At 63.2% G+C, this 20,989-nt stretch carries 21 protein-coding genes and 1 pseudogene; 11 read left to right on the plus strand and 11 right to left on the minus strand.

What is annotated here, in order from left to right; genetic code table 11:
- The first annotated feature begins 41 nt into the window (after positions 1 to 41).
- The 10 genes from PspR32_RS01710 (at position 42) to PspR32_RS01755 (ending at position 12,420) form a co-directional block, all read left to right on the plus strand.
- The gene (locus tag PspR32_RS01710; protein ID WP_010222317.1) at positions 42 to 1,448 is read left to right on the plus strand and encodes an amino acid permease; all 1,407 of its coding nucleotides are present in this window, start codon (positions 42 to 44) and stop codon (positions 1,446 to 1,448) included.
- A 15-nt stretch (positions 1,449 to 1,463) separates the two neighbouring features.
- On the plus strand, positions 1,464 to 2,669 hold the full coding sequence (hutI, locus tag PspR32_RS01715) for an imidazolonepropionase (protein ID WP_036995441.1): 1,206 nt from the start codon (positions 1,464 to 1,466) through the stop codon (positions 2,667 to 2,669).
- 10 nt (positions 2,670 to 2,679) lie between these two features.
- Positions 2,680 to 3,483 (plus strand): N-formylglutamate deformylase, encoded by an 804-nt coding sequence (hutG, locus tag PspR32_RS01720; protein ID WP_010222319.1) that lies wholly within the window; start codon positions 2,680 to 2,682, stop codon positions 3,481 to 3,483.
- Positions 3,484 to 3,651: 168 nt separating this feature from the next.
- Entirely contained in the window at positions 3,652 to 4,623 is a 972-nt protein-coding gene (gene pip, locus PspR32_RS01725) for a prolyl aminopeptidase (RefSeq protein WP_010222320.1), read from the plus strand.
- Positions 4,620 to 5,057, plus strand: coding sequence for a D-aminoacyl-tRNA deacylase (gene dtd / locus PspR32_RS01730; protein WP_159388014.1), 438 nt, complete (start codon positions 4,620 to 4,622; stop codon positions 5,055 to 5,057). The genes pip and dtd overlap by 4 nt, the downstream gene beginning before the upstream one ends.
- 261 nt (positions 5,058 to 5,318) lie before the next feature.
- A complete protein-coding gene (locus PspR32_RS01735; protein WP_159388015.1) occupies positions 5,319 to 7,034 on the plus strand; it encodes a glucan biosynthesis protein G in 1,716 nt (571 codons plus the stop codon).
- Positions 7,027 to 9,600 (plus strand): glucans biosynthesis glucosyltransferase MdoH, encoded by a 2,574-nt coding sequence (gene mdoH, locus PspR32_RS01740; protein WP_010222323.1) that lies wholly within the window; start codon positions 7,027 to 7,029, stop codon positions 9,598 to 9,600. The genes PspR32_RS01735 and mdoH overlap by 8 nt, the downstream gene beginning before the upstream one ends.
- A 251-nt stretch (positions 9,601 to 9,851) precedes the next feature.
- The gene (locus PspR32_RS01745) at positions 9,852 to 10,652 is read left to right on the plus strand and encodes a transporter substrate-binding domain-containing protein (protein ID WP_162471126.1); all 801 of its coding nucleotides are present in this window, start codon (positions 9,852 to 9,854) and stop codon (positions 10,650 to 10,652) included.
- Positions 10,653 to 10,730: 78 nt separating this feature from the next.
- Entirely contained in the window at positions 10,731 to 11,693 is a 963-nt protein-coding gene (locus tag PspR32_RS01750) for an amino acid ABC transporter permease (protein WP_100782639.1), read from the plus strand.
- Positions 11,686 to 12,420, plus strand: coding sequence for an amino acid ABC transporter ATP-binding protein (locus PspR32_RS01755; RefSeq protein ID WP_010222327.1), 735 nt, complete (start codon positions 11,686 to 11,688; stop codon positions 12,418 to 12,420). The genes PspR32_RS01750 and PspR32_RS01755 overlap by 8 nt, the downstream gene beginning before the upstream one ends.
- 66 nt (positions 12,421 to 12,486) lie before the next feature.
- Here PspR32_RS01755 and PspR32_RS26550 read toward each other — a convergent pair whose 3' ends face one another.
- The 11 genes and pseudogenes from PspR32_RS26550 to ubiE form a co-directional block, all read right to left on the minus strand.
- Positions 12,487 to 13,359: a methyl-accepting chemotaxis protein gene (locus PspR32_RS26550; protein ID WP_374045263.1), complete on the minus strand. Its 873-nt coding sequence runs from the start codon at positions 13,357 to 13,359 to the stop codon at positions 12,487 to 12,489.
- Positions 13,342 to 14,457, minus strand: a pseudogene (locus tag PspR32_RS26555) (methyl-accepting chemotaxis protein); the annotation flags it as partial. The pseudogene PspR32_RS26555 and the gene PspR32_RS26550, both read right to left, overlap by 18 nt.
- A 24-nt stretch (positions 14,458 to 14,481) precedes the next feature.
- A complete protein-coding gene (locus tag PspR32_RS01765; RefSeq protein ID WP_159388016.1) occupies positions 14,482 to 15,189 on the minus strand; it encodes a 16S rRNA (uracil(1498)-N(3))-methyltransferase in 708 nt (235 codons plus the stop codon).
- A complete protein-coding gene (gene tatC, locus PspR32_RS01770) occupies positions 15,186 to 15,977 on the minus strand; it encodes a twin-arginine translocase subunit TatC (RefSeq protein ID WP_010222333.1) in 792 nt (263 codons plus the stop codon). The genes PspR32_RS01765 and tatC overlap by 4 nt, the downstream gene beginning before the upstream one ends.
- Positions 15,974 to 16,357 carry a Sec-independent protein translocase protein TatB gene (gene tatB / locus PspR32_RS01775; protein ID WP_010222334.1) on the minus strand — a complete coding sequence of 128 codons (384 nt, stop codon included), beginning with the start codon at positions 16,355 to 16,357 and terminating at the stop codon, positions 15,974 to 15,976. Before tatB ends, tatC begins: the two co-directional genes overlap by 4 nt.
- A gap of 3 nt (positions 16,358 to 16,360) precedes the next feature.
- Positions 16,361 to 16,630, minus strand: a complete 270-nt coding sequence (locus PspR32_RS01780; protein WP_010222335.1) for a twin-arginine translocase TatA/TatE family subunit — start codon at positions 16,628 to 16,630, stop codon at positions 16,361 to 16,363.
- Between the two features lie 25 nt (positions 16,631 to 16,655).
- Positions 16,656 to 16,991 carry a phosphoribosyl-ATP diphosphatase gene (locus PspR32_RS01785; protein WP_010222337.1) on the minus strand — a complete coding sequence of 112 codons (336 nt, stop codon included), beginning with the start codon at positions 16,989 to 16,991 and terminating at the stop codon, positions 16,656 to 16,658.
- A gap of 1 nt (position 16,992) precedes the next feature.
- Positions 16,993 to 17,385 (minus strand): phosphoribosyl-AMP cyclohydrolase, encoded by a 393-nt coding sequence (hisI, locus tag PspR32_RS01790; protein WP_010222338.1) that lies wholly within the window; start codon positions 17,383 to 17,385, stop codon positions 16,993 to 16,995.
- A 72-nt stretch (positions 17,386 to 17,457) separates the two neighbouring features.
- A complete protein-coding gene (gene ubiB / locus PspR32_RS01795) occupies positions 17,458 to 19,065 on the minus strand; it encodes a ubiquinone biosynthesis regulatory protein kinase UbiB (protein WP_159388017.1) in 1,608 nt (535 codons plus the stop codon).
- Complete coding sequence (locus PspR32_RS01800) at positions 19,062 to 19,685, minus strand: ubiquinone biosynthesis accessory factor UbiJ (protein WP_010222340.1); 624 nt, start codon at positions 19,683 to 19,685, stop codon at positions 19,062 to 19,064. Before PspR32_RS01800 ends, ubiB begins: the two co-directional genes overlap by 4 nt.
- Complete coding sequence (ubiE, locus tag PspR32_RS01805; protein ID WP_010222341.1) at positions 19,685 to 20,455, minus strand: bifunctional demethylmenaquinone methyltransferase/2-methoxy-6-polyprenyl-1,4-benzoquinol methylase UbiE; 771 nt, start codon at positions 20,453 to 20,455, stop codon at positions 19,685 to 19,687. The genes PspR32_RS01800 and ubiE overlap by 1 nt, the downstream gene beginning before the upstream one ends.
- Before the next feature lie 124 nt (positions 20,456 to 20,579).
- On the opposite strand from ubiE, the gene PspR32_RS01810 reads away from it, so the two are divergent.
- Entirely contained in the window at positions 20,580 to 20,855 is a 276-nt protein-coding gene (locus PspR32_RS01810; protein ID WP_159388018.1) for a polyhydroxyalkanoic acid system family protein, read from the plus strand.
- Positions 20,856 to 20,989 lie beyond the last annotated feature (134 nt).

Raw genomic sequence — 20,989 nt, forward strand, 5'->3', positions numbered from 1 at the left:
TCCGTGCCGCTTTTCGCCTACAACAAGAACAGGACGCGAAAATGCAATCTCAAGCTCAAGGACTCAAGCGCGGGCTAACCGCGCGACACATTCGTTTCATGGCGCTGGGGTCAGCGATTGGCACCGGGTTGTTCTACGGTTCGGCCTCGGCCATCCAGATGGCCGGGCCTGCGGTGCTGCTGGCTTATCTGATCGGTGGCGCGGCAGTGTTCATGGTCATGCGCGCGTTGGGCGAAATGGCCGTGCACAACCCGGTATCCGGCTCGTTCGGCCACTACGCCAGCACGTATCTGGGGCCGATGTCGGGGTTCATCCTCGGCTGGACTTATGCCTTTGAAATGATCATCGTTTGCCTGGCCGACGTCACCGCCTTCGGCATCTATATGGGGTTCTGGTTCCCGGAAGTGGCACGCTGGATCTGGGTGTTGGGCATCGTCTTTCTGATCGGCGGCCTGAACCTGTGCAACGTCAAGGTGTTCGGCGAGATGGAATTCTGGCTGTCGCTGCTCAAGGTCGGTGCCATCGTCGCGATGATCCTGGCCGGTTTCGGCATCATGGCCTTCGGCCTGAGCAATGCCGGTGCCGATAACGCCGTGGGTATCAGCAACCTGTTCGAGCATGGCGGCTTCATGCCCAATGGCATTGGCGGTCTGATCGCCTCGTTTGCCGTGGTGATGTTTGCCTTCGGCGGTATCGAGATCATCGGTATCACCGCCGGTGAGGCCAAGGACCCGCAGCGCGTTCTCCCCAAGGCAATCAACGCCGTGCCGATGCGCATCCTGCTGTTCTATGTGCTGACCCTGTTCGTGCTGATGTGCCTGTACCCATGGCCGCAGATTGGCAGCCAGGGCAGCCCGTTCGTGCAGATCTTCAGCAATCTGGGGATCGGTTCGGCGGCGACCGTGCTCAACATCGTGGTGATTTCCGCTGCCGTCTCGGCGATCAACAGCGACATCTTCGGCGCCGGGCGCATGATGTACGGCCTGGCCCAGCAAGGGCAGGCGCCTAAGGGCTTTGCCAAGATCTCCCGTCACGGTGTGCCGTGGATGACCGTACTGGTCATGGGCGCGGCGTTGCTCGGCGGTGTGGTGCTCAACTACCTGATCCCGGAAAACGTGTTCCTGCTGATCGCCTCGATTGCGACCTTTGCTACCGTGTGGGTCTGGCTGATGATCCTGGTGACCCAGGTTGCCATGCGCCGCAGCATGAGCCGCGAAGAAGTCGCCCAGCTGAAATTCCCGGTACCGTTCTGGCCTTATGGCCCGGCGGCGGCGATTGCTTTCATGCTGTTCGTTTTCGGCGTACTCGGCTACTTCCCGGATACGCAGGCAGCGTTGTTGGTGGGCGTGGTCTGGGTGCTGTTCCTGGTGGTGGCGTACAAACTCTGGTGCAAGCCACAGGTGGTTGCCGTCGAGCAGCCGCTGGTGCAGGAACCTTCTCAACTCTGATCAAGGAGACTCTGGATGAAAACCCTCTGGCAGCACTGCCATGTGGCAAGCATGGCGCAAGGCGTTTACTCGATCATCGAGGATGCGGCGATGGTCACCAGCGCCGGTCATATCGAGTGGATCGGCCCGCGCCAGCAACTGCCGGCCCTGGTCGCTGACAGAACCGTGGACCTGGGCGGCGCCTGGGTCACACCGGGTTTGATCGACTGCCACACCCACACGGTGTTTGGCGGCAACCGCAGCGGTGAGTTCGAGCAGCGCCTGCAAGGCGTCAGCTATGCCGAGATCGCCGCCCAGGGCGGCGGTATCGCCAGCACTGTGCGGGCAACCCGCGCGGCCAGCGAGGACGAACTGTTCGCCAGCGCCCGCCAGCGCGTGCAGGCGCTGATGCGCGATGGCGTCACCACCCTGGAAATCAAGTCCGGCTACGGCCTGGACCTGGCCAGCGAGCGCAAGCTGCTCAAGGTCATTCGCCGCCTGGGCGAGGAGCTGCCACTGACCGTGCGCAGCACCTGCCTGGCCGCCCATGCCTTGCCGCCGGAATACAAGGATCGCGCAGACGACTACATCAGCCACATCTGCGACCAAATGCTCCCGGCCCTGGCCGCCGAGGGCCTGGTCGACGCGGTGGATGCTTTCTGCGAGTACCTGGCGTTCTCTCCGGCCCAGGTCGAGCGGGTGTTTATCAAGGCCCGGGAGCTGGGCCTGCCGGTCAAGCTGCATGCCGAGCAACTGTCGTCCTTGGCCGGTTCCAGCCTGGCGGCGCGCTACCAGGCGTTGTCAGCCGATCACCTGGAGTTCATGACTGAAGACGACGCCATCGCCATGGCGGCGGCCGGTACCGTGGCGGTGCTGCTGCCCGGTGCCTTCTACTTCCTGCGTGAAACCCAGTTGCCGCCAATGGATGCCCTGCGCAAGCATGGGGTGAAGATCGCCATTGCCAGCGACCTCAACCCTGGCACTTCGCCGGCGCTGTCGCTGCGCCTGATGCTGAACATGGCCTGTACCCTGTTCCGCATGACCCCGGAAGAAGCCTTGGCCGGTGTCACCCTGCACGCGGCCACGGCCCTGGGCCTGGGCGATAGCCATGGTTCGCTGGAGGCCGGCAAGGTGGCCGACTTCGTCGCCTGGCAGATCGAACGACCGGCCGACCTGGCTTACTGGCTGGGCGGCGAACTGCCCAAGCGGGTGGTGCGCCTGGGCCATGAAATTTTCAATTGAGAGAGGCCGTATGGACAAGGTACTGAGTTTTCACCAGGGCACGTTGCCGCTGCTGATCAGCATGCCCCACGCCGGTTTGCGCCTGACGCCTGCGGTGCAGCAGGGCTTGGTCGAGCCTGCGCAAAGCCTGCCGGATACCGACTGGCATATTCCGCAGCTGTACGACTTCGCCCGTGGCTTGGGTGCCAGTGTGGTCGCGGCCGAGTATTCGCGTTTCGTCATCGACCTGAACCGCCCGGACGACGACAAGCCGCTGTATGTCGGTGCCACTACCGGCCTCTACCCGGCGACCCTGTTCGAGGGCGAGCCGTTGTTCAAGGACGGCCAGGCGCCGTCGGCGCAGGAACGCGCGGGGTACCTGGAAGCGATCTGGCGGCCGTACCACGACACTATCGGCAATGAGCTGGCGCGCCTGCGCGAGCAGTTTGGCTATGCCTTGCTGTGGGATGCCCACTCGATCCGCTCGCACATCCCGCACCTGTTCGAGGGCAAGCTACCGGACTTCAACCTCGGCACCTTCAACGGCGCCAGTTGCGACTCGCAGCTGGCTGAGCGGCTGCAGGGCGTTTGCGCAAAGTTTGAGCAGTACAGCCATGTGCTCAATGGTCGCTTCAAGGGTGGGCATATCACCCGTCACTACGGTGACCCGGCCAACGACATTCATGCGGTGCAGTTGGAGCTGGCGCAAAGCACCTATATGGAAGAGGTCGAGCCGTTCAAGTACCGCGAGGATCTGGCCGCGCCGACGCAGGTGGTGTTACAGCAATTGCTGGAGACGGTGCTGGCGTGGGGCAAGGAGCGCTACCAGGCTTGAGCCGGGGGTGACCTCATCGCTGGCAAGCCAGCTCCCGCAGGGTGTATCGAACCTGTGGGAGCTGGCTTGCCAGCGATAGGGCCCTCAAAGCCATCACAGGTACATGCTCTAAGCGCAATTCAGGTTTATGATGCCCAACGGCAGAATAATTCCCACACGGAGTGCGTAATGCAGACCTTGTACCCGCAGATCAAACCCTACGCCCGGCACGATCTGGCCGTGGAAGCACCGCATGTGCTGTATGTCGATGAGAGCGGTTCGCCGGAAGGTCTGCCGGTGGTGTTCATCCATGGCGGCCCGGGTGCCGGCTGCGATGCCCAGAGCCGCTGCTACTTCAATCCCAACCAGTACCGCATCATCACCTTCGACCAGCGCGGCTGCGGTCGTTCGACCCCGCATGCCAGCCTGGAAAACAACACCACCTGGCACCTGGTCGAAGACCTGGAACGCATTCGCAAGCACCTGGGGATCGAGAAGTGGGTGCTGTTCGGCGGCTCCTGGGGCTCTACCCTGGCCCTGGCCTATGCCCAGACCCACCCCGAGCGGGTGCATGGCCTGATCCTGCGCGGCATCTTCCTGTGCCGTGCACAAGAGATCGAATGGTTCTATCAGGCCGGCGCCAGCCGCCTGTTCCCCGATTACTGGCAGGACTACATCGCACCGATTCCGGCCGAAGAACGCGACGACCTGGTCAAGGCCTTCCACAAGCGCCTGACCGGCAACGACCAGATTGCCCAGATGCATGCGGCCAAGGCCTGGTCGACCTGGGAAGGACGTACCGCGACCCTGCGGCCCAACCCGCTGGTGGTCGACCGTTTCTCCGAGCCGCAGCGTGCACTGTCGATTGCCCGTATCGAATGCCACTACTTCACCAACAATGCGTTCCTTGAGCCGGACCAGTTGATCCGCGACATGCCCAAGATCGCCCACCTGCCGGCGGTGATCGTGCATGGTCGCTACGACGTGATCTGCCCGCTGGACAACGCCTGGGAACTGCACCAGGCCTGGCCGAACAGTGAGCTGAAGGTGATTCGCGACGCCGGTCACGCGGCCTCCGAGCCGGGCATTACCGATGCCCTGGTGCGTGCCGCCGACCAAATGGCCCGGCGCCTGCTCGACCTGCCCCTGGAAGAAGCATGAAGGGTTTGCTGCAACGCGTGCGTGGCGCGCGGGTGGATGTCGAGGGCAAAACCGTCGGGGCCATCGACCAGGGCCTGCTGGTGCTGGTCGCGGTCGAGCCCGGCGATACCCGCGCACATGCCGACAAGCTGCTGCACAAGCTACTCAACTACCGGGTGTTCAGCGATCCCCAGGGCAAGATGAACCTGTCGCTCAAGGATATTGGCGGCGGCCTGCTGCTGGTGTCGCAGTTCACCCTGGCCGCCGATACCCAGAACGGCCTGCGCCCGAGTTTTTCCACCGCCGCAGCGCCGGCCCTCGGTGCCGAGCTTTTCGACTATTTGCTGGCTCAGGCGCAGACGCAACATGCGACGGTCGCCAGTGGTCAGTTCGGGGCTGACATGCAGGTGCACCTGGTCAATGATGGCCCCGTAACATTTATGTTACAAATCTGATGGCAAAAAACCCCTGTTTGCGGGAAAACAAGGGTTTTTGTAGCATAAATAGTTTGTTCAGCCTGATGCGTTGTAACGCGGCCTGCTGGATAATCGCGCGCTATGTGGGCCTGCGTTCGTGGGTTCGTTTCACTCTGACTTGAGACTGTCCGGAACCGTTTGGGGAATCATTGTGCCCTTTCGGAGTCCGAACAGTGCTCGCCAACCTGGCATATGTCGCTGGCCGTTGGTTTTATGATCTGTTTTCGGCGAGGGTTGCTCGTGATTGTAAGTCCCTGTAATGCACCAAGAACTCCCGGCATTCGGCTGCGCAAGGCCCTGTTGGCAGGCGCAACGCTGGTAAGCCTGCTCGGCGCAGGCCAGCTCTGGGCGTTCAACCTTGACGATGTCGCGGCCAAGGCGAAGGATCTTGCCGGGCAGAAGTACGAGGCGCCAAAAAGCAATCTGCCGGCGGTGTTCCGCGAAATGAAGTACGCGGACTACCAGAAGATCCGCTTCCTCAACGAAAAGGCCGAGTGGGCCAAGGACAAGACGCCGTTCAAGCTGTCCTTCTACCACCAGGGCATGCATTTCGACACGCCGGTCAAGATCAACGAAATCACCCCCAAGGCGGTGAAAGAGATCAAGTACGACCCGAGCCGTTTCGATTTCGGTGACCTGCAGTTCGACGCCAAGGCCACCGAAAAACTGGGCTACGCCGGTTTCCGCGTGCTGTACCCGATCAACAAGGCCGACAAGCAGGATGAAATCATGACCCTGCTTGGCGCCAGCTATTTCCGCGTGGTCGGCAAGGGCCATGTGTATGGCCTGTCTGCCCGTGGCCTGGCCATCGACACTGCGTTGCCGTCTGGCGAAGAATTCCCGCGGTTCACCGAGTTCTGGGTCGAGCGTCCAAAGCCGACCGACAAGCAGCTGGTGATCTATGCGCTGCTCGATTCGCCGCGCTCCACCGGCGCCTACCGCCTGACCCTGCGTCCGGGCAGCGACACCATTGTCGACGTGCAGTCCAAGGTGTTCCTGCGTGACCGCGTCAGCCGCCTGGGTGTCGCCCCGCTGACCAGCATGTTCCTGTTCGGTGGCAACCAGCCATCCAAGGTGCTCAACTACCGTCCGGCCCTGCACGACTCCGAAGGCCTGTCGATCCATGCCGGTAACGGCGAGTGGCTGTGGCGCCCGCTGAACAACCCGAAACACCTGGCCGTGAGCAACTTCAGCGTCGAGAACCCGCGTGGTTTCGGCCTGCTGCAACGCCAGCGTGACTTCAGCCAGTTCGAAGACCTCGACGACAACTACCAGAAGCGTCCAAGTGCCTGGATCGAGCCGGTGGGTGACTGGGGCAAGGGTACCGTCGATCTGGTCGAGATCCCGACCGCCGATGAAACCAACGACAATATCGTGGCCTTCTGGAGCCCGGAGAAACTGCCGGAGCCAGGCACCCCGTTCGAATACGCCTACCGCCTGCACTGGACCATCGACGAGTCCAACCTGCACTCGCCGAACCTGGGCTGGGTCAAGCAGACCCTGCGCTCGACCGGTGACGTCAAACAGTCCAACCTGATCCGTCAGCCTGACGGCAGCGTGGCCTTCCTGGTCGACTTCGAAGGCCCGGTGCTGAGCAAACTGCCGGAAGACACCGCCGTGAGTAGCCAGATCAGCGTCGGCGACAATGCCGAAGTGGTCGAGAACAACCTGCGTTACAACCCGCAAATCAAAGGCTGGCGCCTGACCCTGCGGTTGAAGGTCAAGGACCCGAGCAAGTCCGTGGAAATGCGCGCCGCGCTGCTGCGTGATGTTCCGGTCGAACCGGCCAAGCCTGCCAAACCAAGCAAGCAGGACAAAGCTGCGGCCAAACAGGCCAAGGCCGACAAGCCTGCCGAGCAACCTGCCGCCGATGCGGCGTCCACCACCGGGGCACCGGCCACCACCGAACAGGTGCTGACCGAGACCTGGAGCTATCAGTTGCCTGCCGATGAGTAATGCCCATACCCGGCCAGAATCGCTCAGCGAGTATCTGGCCCACCTGCCCCTGAGCGACGAGCAACGCGCGGAACTCGCCCGCTGCTCCTCGTTCAGCGAGTTGCATCAGCGCCTGTCTGCCCAGCCGGGCGTCGAAGCTGCCGAGGCCGTCCAGGCCTCGGTAGGCGAGCGCCTGCACGTGACCTGCGCCGAAGACCTGCAAGACGCCGAGATGCTTGCGGTGGACGGTAGCGGCCGAGTGTGCCTGAAGGCCACGCCGCCGATCCGTCGCACCCGGGTAATCCCCGAGCCGTGGCGCACCAACATCCTGATCCGCGCCTGGCGCCGCCTGACCGGCCGCACCAACGCGCCGGCGCCGGAAAAACGTGAGCTGCCCAAGGCCCGTTGGCGCTGGGTCGGCTCGATGCGCCGCTACATCCTGTTGGCGCTGATGCTCGGTCAGACCATCGTCGCCGGCTGGTACATGAAAGGCATCCTGCCGTACCAGGGCTGGTCGTTCGTCGACCTCGCCGAAGTCATGCACCAACCGCTGCTGCAAACCGCCACGCAAGTCTGGCCGTATGCGCTGCAGACCAGCATCCTGGTCCTTTTCGGTATCCTCTTCTGCTGGGTCTCGGCGGGTTTCTGGACCGCGCTGATGGGCTTTCTGGAGTTGCTTACCGGGCGTGACAAGTACCGGATCTCCGGCAGCAGTGCCGGCAACGAGCCGATCGAAGCCGGTGCTCGCACTGCGATCGTCATGCCGATCTGCAACGAAGACGTGCCGCGGGTATTCGCTGGCCTGCGGGCGACTTTCGAGTCGGTGGCCGCAACCGGTGACCTCGACCGTTTCGACTTCTTCGTGCTCAGCGACACCAACGACACCGACATCGCCGTGGCCGAGCAACAGGCCTGGCTGGAAGTCTGCCGCGAGTCCAAGGGCTTCGGGCGGATCTTCTACCGTCGCCGTCGCCGCCGGGTCAAACGCAAGAGCGGCAACCTCGACGACTTCTGCCGTCGCTGGGGTGGCGATTACCGCTACATGGTGGTGCTCGACGCCGACAGCGTGATGAGTGGCGAATGCCTGACCAGCCTGGTGCGCCTGATGGAGGCCAACCCGGACGCAGGGATCATCCAGACCGCGCCGAAAGCCTCGGGCATGGATACCCTGTATGCGCGCATGCAGCAGTTCGCCACCCGCGTCTACGGCCCACTGTTCACCGCTGGCCTGCACTTCTGGCAGCTTGGTGAGTCGCACTACTGGGGCCACAACGCGATCATCCGCATGAAGCCCTTCATCGAGCACTGCGCCCTGGCGCCGTTGCCGGGCAAGGGCGCGTTTGCCGGTGCGATCCTTTCCCACGACTTCGTTGAAGCGGCGCTGATGCGTCGGGCTGGCTGGGGCGTGTGGATTGCCTACGACCTGCCGGGCAGCTACGAAGAACTGCCGCCGAACCTGCTCGATGAGCTCAAGCGCGACCGGCGCTGGTGCCACGGCAACCTGATGAACTTCCGCCTGTTCCTGGTGAAAGGCATGCACCCGGTGCACCGTGCGGTGTTCCTCACCGGGGTGATGTCGTACCTGTCGGCACCGTTGTGGTTCTTCTTCCTGGTCTTGTCGACCGCGTTGCTGGCGACCAATACCCTGATGGAGCCGCAGTACTTCCTCGAACCACGCCAGCTCTACCCGCTGTGGCCGCAGTGGCACCCGGAGAAGGCCATCGCGCTGTTCTCCACCACTATCGTGCTGCTGTTCCTGCCCAAGCTGCTCAGTGTCATCCTGATCTGGGCCAAGGGTGCGAAAGAGTTTGGCGGGCGCTTCAAGGTCACCCTGTCGATGCTGCTGGAGATGCTCTTCTCCATGCTCCTGGCGCCAGTGCGGATGATCTTCCACACCCGCTTCGTGCTTGCCGCGTTCCTCGGCTGGGCCGCGACCTGGAACTCGCCGCAACGTGACGACGACTCCACCCCGTGGAGTGAAGCGGTACGCCGCCATGGCCCGCAAACCCTGCTGGGTGTGGCTTGGGCGCTGCTGGTGGCCTGGCTGAACCCGAGCTTTTTGTGGTGGCTGGTGCCGATCGTCGGTTCGCTGATGCTGTCGATCCCGGTGTCGGTGATCTCCAGCCGTGTGCACCTGGGCCTGCGTGCCAAGGACGAGAGCCTGTTCCTGATTCCCGAGGAATACGCCACGCCTCATGAGCTGCTGGCCACCGACCAGTACACCCACGAGAACCGCTGGCACGCCATGCACGACGGCTTCGTCCGTGCCGTGGTCGACCCGCAGCAGAACGCCCTGGCCTGCGCCTTGGCCACAGCCCGTCACGGCGTCGCGGCGCCAATCGAAGCGCTGCGAGCCGAACGTATCGCCAAGGCCCTGGACGGCGGCCCGAGCGGTCTGGATGGCAATACCCGTCTGGCCCTGCTCAGCGACCCGGTCGCCCTGGCACGTCTGCACACAGCTGTCTGGGATGAGCAGAACGAGGCCTGGCTGGGCGTCTGGCGTCAGTCGATCGCCAACGACCCGCACTCGCCGCTGCTGCCCCTGCATCCGGAGCCTGCCGTACAGCCTTCGCTGGCCAGTGCCTGATCGCCTGATCGGCTCAAGCAATCGCCGGCAACGCCGGCTCCCACAGGGTTGTATGCACAACTGACCTTGTGGGAGCCGGCGTTGCCGGCGATGTTTTTTCTGGGATCAATGGGTAACAAAGTCGTCTTCGGCTATATGTACCGTGCCGTTCATGCGTTAGCATCCCTCCCCGAATATCTCGCACCCGTCTGAATAGGACGGTTCGCGCCAACAATAAAATTCGAGCTTTCCTGCTAGGGGATCTGGTGATGATTAAGAAGTATCTGTCGATGCTGCTGGTCGGCGTCACGGCGCTGGTTGCGGTAAGTGCCGCGCAGGCGGCCGGTGCTATCGATGACGCGGTCAAGCGCGGCACCCTGCGTGTCGGCATGGACCCTACCTACATGCCGTTCCAGATGACCAACAAGCGCGGTGAGATCATCGGCTTCGAGGTCGATATCCTCAAGGCCATGGCCAAGTCCATGGGCGTCAAGCTGGAGATGGTCTCCACCGCCTACGACGGCATTATCCCGGCGCTGATGACCGACAAGTTCGACATGATCGGCAGCGGCATGACCCTGACCCAGGAACGCAACCTCAAGCTGAACTTCAGCGAGCCCTTCATCGTGGTCGGCCAGACCCTGCTGATTCGCAAGGAACTGGCTGAAGAGATCAAGTCCTACAAAGACCTGAACAACGAGAAGTACCGCCTGACCTCCAAGCTTGGCACCACCGGTGAGATGGTCGCCAAGAAACTGATCGGCAAGGCCAAGTACCACGGCTACGACAACGAGCAGGAAGCGGTGATGGACGTGGTCAACGGCAAGGCCGATGCCTTTGTCTACGACGCCCCATACAACGTCGTGGCGGTGAACAAGGCCGGCGCCGGCAAGCTGCTGTTCCTCGACAAGCCGTTCACCTTCGAACCGTTGGCCTTCGGCCTGAAGAAGGGCGATTACGACAGCCTGAACTTCATCAACAACTTCCTGCACCAGATCAAGCACGACGGTACCTACGATCGAATCCACGACAAGTGGTTCAAGGACACCGCCTGGCTCAAGGACATGGAATAAGGCCGAGGCACCACGCCTGGCTTGAAACCCGACGCGCAGGCTGGCCCTGCGCGTTCGCTTTTACGGAAGTACCCTCACGTGATCAAACACAAGAAAGCCCAGTGGCCCTGGCACGGGCTGACCGCGCTGGTCCTGATCGGCCTTGCGGTCAGCCTGTATTACGCGACCTCGATGATTTCCTACGAGTGGCGCTGGAACCGGGTGCCGCAGTATTTCGCCTACCAGGCTGAAGTCGCCCAACGCGTCAGCGAAAACGGCACCATCGAAGCCATCGTCAGCAAAGGCGACATGGCCAGCGTCACCGTACGTGACGAGAGCGGTGGCGAGCAGGTCTTCGAGGTCGAGCAGGCCAGCGTGCAGCTGTCGCGCGGCGACGATGTGGCCGAAGGCGACCTGATCGGCGTTACCCATCACTGGGCTGCCGGGCCGTTGGCCTGGGGCCTGTGGACCACCGTATGGATCTCGGTCGCCTCCGGCGTGCTGGGGCTGCTGATCGGCCTGTTTGCCGGGCTTTGCCGGCTGTCGAACAACCCGACCCTGCGTGACCTGTCGACGGTCTACGTCGAGCTGGTGCGCGGCACGCCGTTGCTGGTACAGATTTTCATCTTTTACTTCTTCATCGGCACTGTGCTCAACCTGTCCCGGGAGTTTGCCGGGGTGGCGGCGCTGGCGCTGTTCACCGGCGCTTATGTCGCCGAGATCGTCCGCGCCGGTGTGCAGTCGATCGCCAAGGGCCAGGGTGAAGCCGCCCGTTCACTGGGCCTGAGCGCCGGTCAGTCGATGCGCCATGTGGTGCTGCCGCAAGCCTTCAAACGCGTGCTGCCGCCGCTGGCCGGGCAGTTCATCAGCCTGGTCAAGGACACCTCGCTGGTCTCGGTGATCGCCATCACCGAACTGACCAAAAGCGGTCGCGAGGCGATCACCACCTCGTTCTCGACGTTCGAGATCTGGTTCTGCGTCGCCGGTCTGTACCTGTTGATCAACCTGCCGCTGTCGCACATGGCCAGCCGGCTTGAGCGGAGGCTTGCGCAAAGTGATTGAAGTCCGTGACCTGGTAAAAGTCTTCGATACCCGCGGGCAGGTGGTGCGTGCGGTCGATCACGTCAGCACCAACGTGGCCAAGGGCGAAGTGCTGGTGGTACTTGGCCCTTCGGGCTCGGGCAAGTCGACTTTCCTGCGCTGCCTCAATGGCCTGGAGTCGTTCGATGAAGGCACCGTGGCCATCGATGGCCTGCAGCTGGCCGACCCGAAGACCGACGTCAACGCCTACCGCCGTGAAGTGGGCATGGTGTTCCAGCATTTCAACCTGTTCCCGCACATGACCGTGCTGGAGAACCTGTGCCTGGCGCAGAAGGTCGTGCGCAAGCGTGGCAAGGTCGAGCGCGAGGCCAAGGCCCGGGCGTTGCTGGAGAAGGTCGGGATTGGCCAGAAGGCCAACGAGTACCCGTCACGCCTGTCCGGCGGTCAGCAGCAACGGGTGGCGATCGCCCGGGCCCTGGCCATGGACCCCAAGGTGATGCTGTTCGATGAGCCGACATCGGCGCTCGACCCGGAAATGGTTGGCGAAGTGCTGGATGTGATGAAAACCCTGGCCCTGGAAGGTATGACCATGGTTTGCGTCACCCACGAAATGGGCTTTGCCCGGGAAGTGGCGGATCGGGTGCTGTTCTTCGATCACGGCAAGCTGCTGGAAGATTCGCCGCCGGAGGCGTTCTTCACCTCACCCAAGGACCTGCGCGCACAGGCGTTTTTGCGGCAGGTGCTTTAGGGCCCCATCGCGGGGCAAGCCCGCTCCCACCAGACCGGTAGGAGCGGGCTTGCCCCGCGATGCTTTCTACAGCTGGAACTTGCCGACCAGCGTCTGCAGATGCGTCCCCAACCGCGCCAGCTCAACGCTCGACGCCGCCGTCTCTTCACTGGCGGCCGATGTCTGGTCCGACACATCTCGCACGTTCATCACGCTACGGTTGATTTCTTCGGCCACCGCGCTTTGCTGCTCGGCTGCCGCAGCGATCTGCTGGTTCATCGCCTGGATCGACGACACGGTGCGGGTGATGGTTTCCAGCGAGGTGCCGGCGCGGCGAGTCAGCTCGACGCTGCTGTCGGTCAGGCCGCGGCTGGCGTCCATTACCGTGGCAACCTGCTGGGTGCCGTTCTGCAGGCCGGCGATCAACTGTTCGATCTCTTCGGTGGACTGCTGGGTGCGTTGTGCCAGGCTGCGTACTTCATCGGCGACCACGGCAAAGCCACGCCCGGCTTCCCCGGCGCGGGCAGCTTCGATGGCGGCGTTGAGGGCGAGCAGGTTGGTTTGCTGGGCGACTGACTTGATCACATCGAGCACGCTGCCGATCTTGTCGCTTTCGGCCTTGAGCTGGCCCATGGCTTCGCTGGAGTGGTTGACCTCGCTGGCCAGGCGCTCGATCTGGGCGATGGCTTCGCCGACCACTCGATCACCTTCGCGGGCCTGCTGATCGGCCATCACCGCCGCTTCCGAGGCTTCCTCGGCGTTACGTGCGACCTCTTGTACGGTGGCGGCCATTTCGTTCATGGCGGTGGCCACCTGGTCGGTCTCGACCTTTTGATTGTTGACCCCGGCACTGGTCTGCTCGGTGACCGCTGACAGTTCTTCGGCGGCGCTGGCAATCTGGGTGACGCCGTCGCCGATGCCGCCGATCAATTCGCGCAGGCTCACGGTCATGCGCTGCATACTGCGCTGCAACTGGCCCAGCTCGTCACGGCGGTCGATCTTGAGGTCGTGGCGCAGGTCGCCACTGGCAACCCGGTCGGCGGCATTGAGGGTTTGACGCAGGGGGATAATGATCTGCCGAGTAATTGCCCAGGCGGCCAGCAGGCCGAACAGCAAGGCCAGCACGGTGGCCAGGGCCAGCATCGACTTGGCGTGTTGCGACTCGTCATCGCGCAGGGTGGTAAGGGTGCTGGTCAGTTGCTGGCTCTGCTCGATCAGGTTCTGGCCCAAGACAACCATTTGTTGAGCGGCCTGCTCGGAGGCGTTTTGCGCATTGCCGAACTCGACCACGGCGCCGCGATAGTTACCCAGGGCGCGGGCGGCCTGGTTGAAGTTGCTGGTGTAGCTGGCCGGCAGTACTTCGGCCAGGGTCTTGAGCTGCGAGGTGGCCTGGTCGATGGCCTCCAGCGCAGTGTGCTGGAATTCGGGCTTGCCGCTGTAGGTGTAGCCACGCACCTGGAAGCGCGCCTGTTGCAGCAGCTTGCTGGCACCGACCACGCTGTTGAACAGGTTCAGGTCGCTGCCGCTGAGCAGTTGTTGCTCGACCTGGGCGATCAACGCCGCGGCCTCGTCGGCGCTGCTGCCGAGCACGGCACGAGCGGCTTCGCGCTGTTGGGCGGCCTTGTCGGCACTGCTTAGCGCCTGGCGGTACTGGCGCACGGCTTCGTGCTGCTGCTCGATGCGACGGCGGTTCTCGGGCAGGACGATGCGTTGGTCGACCGCTTGCAACTGGCGCTCAAGCGCAGCCAGGGCATTGTTGAGGTTCTGCGCCGCGGCCTCGTCGCCTTTGAGTTGGAAGCCCTGGCGGGCAATGCGCAGTTCGAGGGTGGCCTGGTGCACCTGGGAAATCCCGCCCAGGGTGTCGCCACGGTTGCTGATGCCGTTCAGGCCCTGCCAGCCGGTCAGGGTAATGGCCAGGGTCAGCAACAGGACCAGGCCGAAGCCGATGCCGAGTTTGAGATTGACGCTCACGTTACCCAGGTGCTGGGCTAACCAACGGTACATGGTGGGACTCCATTGCGATCGGCAGAGGCGATTATTTTTCTGGTGCCAATGCATCGGCCTGGAGCGGCAAAACTGAAGTCAGAACAGACGGGCGAGCAGGGCGGTGACCGCTGTTTCCACGCGCAGGATGCGTTCGCCGAGTTGTACCGGGTTCAGCCCGGCCTTGCCCAGCAGGTCGATCTCGTAGGGAATCCAGCCACCTTCCGGGCCAATGGCCAGGGTAACCGGCTCGTTCAGCCCGCGCGGGCAGGGCGGGTACGGGCCTGGATGGCCGACCAGGCCGAGGGTGCCTTGCGCAATGGCCGGCAGGCGGTCTTCGACAAACGGCTTGAAGCGCTTCTCGATGATCACCTCGGGCAGCACGGTATCGCGGGTCTGCTCAAGGCCGAGGATCAGCTGTTCGCGGATGGCTACGGGCTCGAGGAACGGGGTTTGCCAGAAGCTTTTCTCGACCCGGTAGCTGTTGACCAGGATCAGCTTTGGTACGCCCATGGTGGCGACGGTCTGGAACACCCGACGGAGCATTTTCGGCCGTGGCAGGGCCAGCACCAAAGTCAGCGGCAGCTTGGCCGGTGGTGGCTGGTCGAAGCTGACGCTGAGCTCGGCTTCATGGCCTTCCAGGCGCAGTACCACGGCCTGGCCCATCAGCCCGCCGATACGCCCGACGCGCAGGGTATCGCCCACCGCCACGCGGTGGATTTCCTGCATGTGGGTAAAGCGCCGGTCAGCCAGCACCACGCGATCGGCCGCGATGAAATCGGCCTCTTCAAGTAACAGCAGGTTCACGGCTGAGTCGCTGGCGGCTGGTCGTTATGGTCGTCGGCAGCGTCTTCAGGGTGCTCGCTACGCTTGCGGATCAGCCCGCCAAACAGCACGCCGATCTCGAACAGCAGCCACATCGGCACGGCGAGCAGGGTCTGCGAGAAGATGTCCGGCGGGGTCAGGATCATGCCAACCACGAAGCAGCCAATGATCACGTACGGGCGGATCTTTCGCAGGTACTTCACATCGACCACGCCGATCCACACCAGCAGGACCACGGCCACCGGGATCTCGAAGGCCACGCCGAAGGCGAAGAACAGGGTCATGACGAAGTCCAGGTAGCTGGAAATGTCCGTCATCATCGACACCCCTTCCGGGGTGGCGCTGGCGAAGAAGCCGAAGATCAGCGGGAACACCAGAAAATACGCAAAGGCCATGCCGGCGTAGAACAGGATGATGCTCGACACCAGCAACGGAATGGCGATGCGCTTTTCATGGCGGTACAGGCCCGGCGCGATGAAGCCCCAGATCTGCTGGAGGATCAACGGAATGGCCAGGAACAGCGAGACGATCATGGTCAGCTTGAACGGCGTCAGGAACGGCGAGGCGACGTCGGTGGCGATCATCGTCGCGTTGGCCGGCAGGTGCTCGCGCAACGGCGCCGAGACCAGGGTGTAGATCTGCTGCGCGAAGGAAAACAGCCCGGCGAAGATCAGGAAGATGGCCGCGACGCAGCGCAGCAGGCGTGTACGCAACTCGGTGAGGTGCGAAACCAGCGGCATCGGCTGGTCGTTTTCCGGAATATCGCTCATGGGGCTCGCGGGGGCTGTGTCGGTTCGGTGGGCGCGCTGGCGGCTGGCGGCGTGGTTTCGCTGCTGCTGGGTGTTGGCGCCGGGGCGCTTTCGCCATGGGCAACCGGGGTTGCAGGCGGCTCAGGCGTCACGCTGTTGGGGTTGAGGATCTTGCGCGCTTCCTGCTCCATGGAGAGGATGTGCTCGTTGTGCAACTGACGACGGATGTCATCGGCGCCGATTTCACGCTCGACCTCCTGCTTGATCGCATTGAAGCTGCGCTTGAGCCGGCCGATCCACAGCCCGGCGGTACGCGCGGCGCCCGGCAGGCGCTCGGGGCCGAGCACCAGCAGGGCCACCAGGCCCACGAGCAACAGTTCGCTGAAGCTGATCCCGAACATTGATCAATCTTTCCTGATCGGCTCTTCGACCTTGTGGGCCTGGCCATCGATGGTCTGCGGCTGGTTCAGCGGCGACGTGGCCTGCGGCTGGACGGGTTGCACCGGAGGGGGCGTCTGTTCGGCCGGCTTGGTCTCTTCTTCGTTCATGGCTTTCTTGAAGCCCTTGATCGACTCGCCCAGGTCGCTGCCGAAGTTCTTCAGCTTCTTGGTACCAAACACCAGTACCACCACGACCAGCAGGACGATCCAGTGTTTCCAGTCAAAAATACCCATGGTGCAATCCCTCGAAATAATTCAGTTAGGCCGACGGCTGACGCGCTGCTTTCTCGGCGTGCCCGGACAGGCCGAAACGGCGGTCCAGTTCGTCCAGCACCGCCTGCGGGTGCTGGCCCAGTTGGGCGAGCATGACCAGGCTATGGAACCACAGATCGGCGGTCTCGTAGATGACATCGCTGCAGTCGCCGCTGTGGGCGGCATCCTTGGCGGCGATGATGGTCTCGACCGACTCTTCGCCGAGCTTTTCCAGAATCTTGTTCAGGCCCTTGTGATACAGGCTGGCCACGTACGAGCTGTCGGGCTCGGCGCCTTTGCGCGCTTCCAGTACTTCGGCCAGGCGGGTCAGGGTGTCGCTCATGTCAATGTCCTGCGCTGTAGATGGCATGCGGGTCCTTGATGACCGGATCGACGGTCTTCCACTCACCGTTGTCGAAGACCCGGTAGAAGCAGCTCTCGCGGCCGGTATGGCAGGCGATATGACCCAGTTGTTCAACCATCAGGATGATCACGTCGGCGTCGCAGTCCAGGCGCATTTCGTGCAGCTTTTGCACGTGGCCGGATTCTTCGCCCTTGCGCCACAGTTTGCCACGCGAACGTGACCAGTAGATGGCCCGCTGCTCGGCGGCGGTCAGCGCCAGCGCTTCGCGGTTCATCCAGGCCATCATCAGCACGCGCCCGGTCTTGTGGTCCTGGGCGATAGCCGGTACCAGGCCATCGCTGTTCCAGTTGATCTCGTCCAGCCAGTCTTTCATTTTCGACTCCAAAGCCGGGTCCGATCCTTTGCCGAACCCTTGTGCTAGTGTGCCAGCCAGCAGCCCGGCTGGCTATCGACGCACGATCAGGTAGAGGCCAGCGGCCAGCATCAACCAGGCAGGCCAGGCAGCGGGAGCGCTGAGGCTGACCGCGCTGGCAGCCAGGGTGGCGCCGCCGCCGAGCAGCCCGGCACCGAGCAGGCGCAGGGCCCAGTGATCGTTCTTCGGCTGCCAGGTCGCGGGCGGGTCGGCCAGGTGCGGCTGCGACATGCGTTCGAGCAGGTCGCGAGTCATGCCGGCCAGGTGCGGGATCTGCTCGACCTGGCCATGCAGGTTCTGCAGCAGGGTCTTGGGGCTGACCCGTTCGCGCATCCAGCGCTCGAGGAACGGCTGGGCGGTGGTCCACAGGTCCAGGTCCGGGTACAGCTGGCGGCCCAGGCCTTCGATGTTGAGCAGGGTCTTCTGCAACAGAACAAGCTGCGGCTGGACTTCCATGTTGAAGCGCCGCGCGGTCTGGAACAGGCGCATCAGCACCTGGCCGAAAGAAATATCCTTTAACGGTTTTTCGAAGATCGGCTCGCACACGGTGCGGATCGCCGCTTCGAATTCATTCAGTTTGGTCTGTGCCGGTACCCAGCCCGAGTCAATGTGCAACTGCGCCACACGGCGGTAGTCGCGCTTGAAGAAGGCAAACAGGTTGCGTGCCAGGTAGTCCTGGTCCTCGGGGGTCAGGCTGCCGACGATGCCGCAGTCGATGGCAATGTACTGCGGGCTCCACGGCTTGACCGTGCTGACGAAGATGTTGCCTGGGTGCATGTCGGCATGGAAGAAGCTGTCGCGAAAGACCTGGGTGAAGAAGATCTCCACGCCACGCTCGGCGAGCATCTTCATGTCGGTGCGCTGGTCGGCCAGGGTCGCCAGGTCAGTGACCTGAATACCGTAGATGCGCTCCATCACCAGCACTTTAGGCCGGCACCAGTCCCAGTACACCTGGGGCACGTACATCATCTCCGAGCCTTCGAAGTTACGCTTGAGCTGGCTGGCGTTGGCCGCTTCGCGCAACAGGTCGAGTTCGTCGTAGATGGTCTTTTCGTAGTCGTTGACCACTTCCACCGGGTGCAGCAGGCGTGCATCGGCCGAAACCCGTTCGGCGCCGCGGGCAATCAGGAACAGCCAGGCCAGGTCCTGGGCAATGACCGGCTTGAGGCCCGGGCGCACCACCTTGACCACCACCTCTTCGCCGCTCTTGAGCTTGGCCGCGTGTACCTGGGCCACCGATGCCGAAGCCAGTGGCTCGACGTCAAAGCGGCTGAACACCTCGCTGATCTTCGCCCCGAGCTGTTCTTCGATCAGGGCGATGGCTTTTTGCGGATCGAACGGCGGCACCCGGTCCTGCAGCAGCATCAGCTCGTCGGCGATGTCTTCGGGCAGCAGGTCGCGGCGGGTCGACAGCAACTGGCCGAACTTGATGAAGATCGGCCCCAGGTCCTGCAGCGCCAGGCGCAGGCGCGCGCCACGGCTGAGCTCCAGCTCTTTGCGCGGCAGCCAGCGCCAGGGCATGGCATAGCGCAGGCCCATCAGCCACCAGGGCAGGGGCAGGGCGAACAGCAGGTCATCGAGACGGTAACGGATCACGACGCGCTGGATGCGCAACAGACGGCGGACGGCAAGCAGCTTCATGCGTTATCGCTGGTATCAAGGGATCGGGCAAGGCGCTCGATGCGCGCCTCAAGGCGTTCAATATCGACTTTTAGCGTGTCGAGTTCGCTGAAACGGGCTTCGGCTTCGCGCTGGCCTACCAGGGTCCTGGCCTCTTCGGCGAGGTACTCGGAGAGGTTCTGGTTGAGCGCCGCCAGGCCCTGGCGGGTCCAGTTGGCGCGGCTGCGCAAATGGCCGCTGAGCAACTGCGTGGCGATCGGCCCCAGCCAGCGGGAGACTTCGTACTCCCAGTCAAGCTCCAGGTCCTGCAGCACCGCGACCAGATCGAGCAGCACCGCGCTATCGCCTTCAAGCTCGACCTGCGGGCTGTGCAGCACCGCGCTCTTGTCCTGGCTCAGGGCCAGGCGCACCAGGCTGCTGGCCGGCGCACGCAAGGTGCAGTCAGCCTCATTGGCCCAGTGCGCGGCGAGCATCAGGCCTTCGTCGCTGGGCAGGATGAACAGCTGCAAGGCCGGCTGGCGGCAGTCGATGGCAATCACCTTGCCGTCCAGCGGGCTCAAGCGCGGCAGCGCTGTGCTGTCCAGGCGCAAAACACGGTTGAGGCCGTGTTCGACGCTGGCGAGCAGGCCGGCCAGGAGCATCAGGGCTTGATTCCCCGGTGCAGGGCGACGATGCCGCTGGTCATGTTGTGGTAGGTGACGCGATCGAAGCCGGCCTCGACCATCATCGCCTTGAGGGTTTCCTGGTCGGGGTGCATGCGGATCGATTCGGCCAGGTAGCGGTAGCTTTCCGAGTCGTTGGTGATCAGCTTGCCGGCCAGCGGCATGAAGGCGAACGAGTAGGCGTCGTAGACCTTGGACATCAGCTTGTTGGTCGGTTTGGAGAATTCCAGCACCAGCAACCGGCCACCGGGCTTGAGCACCCGCAGCATGGAGCGGATGGCGTCTTCCTTGTGGGTGACGTTGCGCAGGCCGAAGGCGATGGTCACGCAGTCGAAGTGGTTGTCCGGGAATGGCAGTTTTTCGGCGTCGGCCTGGACGAACTCGATGTTGCCTGCCACGCCGCGGTCGAGCAGGCGGTCGCGACCGACCTTGAGCATCGACTCGTTGATGTCGGCCAGCACCACCTGGCCGGTAGGGCCGACCAGGTGCGAGAACTTGGCCGCCAGGTCGCCAGTGCCGCCGGCGATGTCGAGCACCCGGTTACCCGGGCGCACGCCCGACAGCTCGATGGTGAAGCGCTTCCACAGGCGGTGCATGCCGCCGGAGAGCACATCGTTCATCAGGTCGTACTTGGCCGCCACCGAGTGAAACACCTCGGCGACTTTCTCGGCCTTCTGGCTTTCCGGCACGTTCTTGTAGCCGAAGTGGGTGGTGGGTTCGGCGTGGTCGCCTTTGCGCTGATCGTTCATATCGCTTCACCGGAAAAAATTACTGGCCATTCTAGGGCGTACGGTCGGATTTGTCTTGGCGGGGTGTGTCGCAGGTGGGGCGCGGGCATAATATAAGTATGCCTTCGAACCCAGGATTGAATGAATGACCCAGATCAGCGTTGAACGCAAACACAGCCTGGGCCGCGACGCGGCCCGGCAAAAGGCCGAAGCCCTGGTCGAAAAGCTGGCCCGCGAATACGACCTCAAGGCCAGCTGGAACGGCGACCGGGTCGAGGTTAAGCGCAGTGGTGCCAACGGCAGCGTGCTGATTGGCGAGGACAGCATCAAGGTCGAGCTGAAGCTGGGCATGATGCTGTCGATGATGAGCGGGACCATCAAGAGCGAGATCGAGCGGGCGCTGGATAAGGCGCTCGCCTAGCGGCTCAAGGGGGGAGCTTCAAGCTGCAAGCTGCAAGTGCTTCGCGGTGAATGGGAGGGGGCGACGGTTTCAAGATCACCGCTGCCCTTTCTTGCCGCTTGAAGCTTGAAGCTTGCCGCTGCCCCTTTATTAGT

Source organism: Pseudomonas sp. R32 (assembly GCF_009866705.1).
In the GTDB taxonomy this organism is placed as follows: Bacteria; Pseudomonadota; Gammaproteobacteria; order Pseudomonadales; family Pseudomonadaceae; genus Aquipseudomonas; species Aquipseudomonas donghuensis.

Coding starts and splice junctions, on each gene's coding strand:
- PspR32_RS01710 (WP_010222317.1), top strand. CDS start 42: ATGCAATCTCAAGCTCAAGGACTCAAGCGCGGGCTAACCGCGCGACAC.
- hutI (WP_036995441.1), top strand. CDS start 1,464: ATGAAAACCCTCTGGCAGCACTGCCATGTGGCAAGCATGGCGCAAGGC.
- hutG (WP_010222319.1), top strand. CDS start 2,680: ATGGACAAGGTACTGAGTTTTCACCAGGGCACGTTGCCGCTGCTGATC.
- pip (WP_010222320.1), top strand. CDS start 3,652: ATGCAGACCTTGTACCCGCAGATCAAACCCTACGCCCGGCACGATCTG.
- dtd (WP_159388014.1), top strand. CDS start 4,620: ATGAAGGGTTTGCTGCAACGCGTGCGTGGCGCGCGGGTGGATGTCGAG.
- mdoH (WP_010222323.1), top strand. CDS start 7,027: ATGAGTAATGCCCATACCCGGCCAGAATCGCTCAGCGAGTATCTGGCC.
- PspR32_RS26550 (WP_374045263.1), bottom strand. CDS start 13,359: ATGCAGCGCATGACCGTGAGCCTGCGCGAATTGATCGGCGGCATCGGC.
- tatC (WP_010222333.1), bottom strand. CDS start 15,977: ATGAGCGATATTCCGGAAAACGACCAGCCGATGCCGCTGGTTTCGCAC.
- tatB (WP_010222334.1), bottom strand. CDS start 16,357: ATGTTCGGGATCAGCTTCAGCGAACTGTTGCTCGTGGGCCTGGTGGCC.
- PspR32_RS01780 (WP_010222335.1), bottom strand. CDS start 16,630: ATGGGTATTTTTGACTGGAAACACTGGATCGTCCTGCTGGTCGTGGTG.
- PspR32_RS01785 (WP_010222337.1), bottom strand. CDS start 16,991: ATGAGCGACACCCTGACCCGCCTGGCCGAAGTACTGGAAGCGCGCAAA.
- hisI (WP_010222338.1), bottom strand. CDS start 17,385: ATGAAAGACTGGCTGGACGAGATCAACTGGAACAGCGATGGCCTGGTA.
- ubiB (WP_159388017.1), bottom strand. CDS start 19,065: ATGAAGCTGCTTGCCGTCCGCCGTCTGTTGCGCATCCAGCGCGTCGTG.
- PspR32_RS01800 (WP_010222340.1), bottom strand. CDS start 19,685: ATGCTCCTGGCCGGCCTGCTCGCCAGCGTCGAACACGGCCTCAACCGT.
- ubiE (WP_010222341.1), bottom strand. CDS start 20,455: ATGAACGATCAGCGCAAAGGCGACCACGCCGAACCCACCACCCACTTC.
- PspR32_RS01810 (WP_159388018.1), top strand. CDS start 20,580: ATGACCCAGATCAGCGTTGAACGCAAACACAGCCTGGGCCGCGACGCG.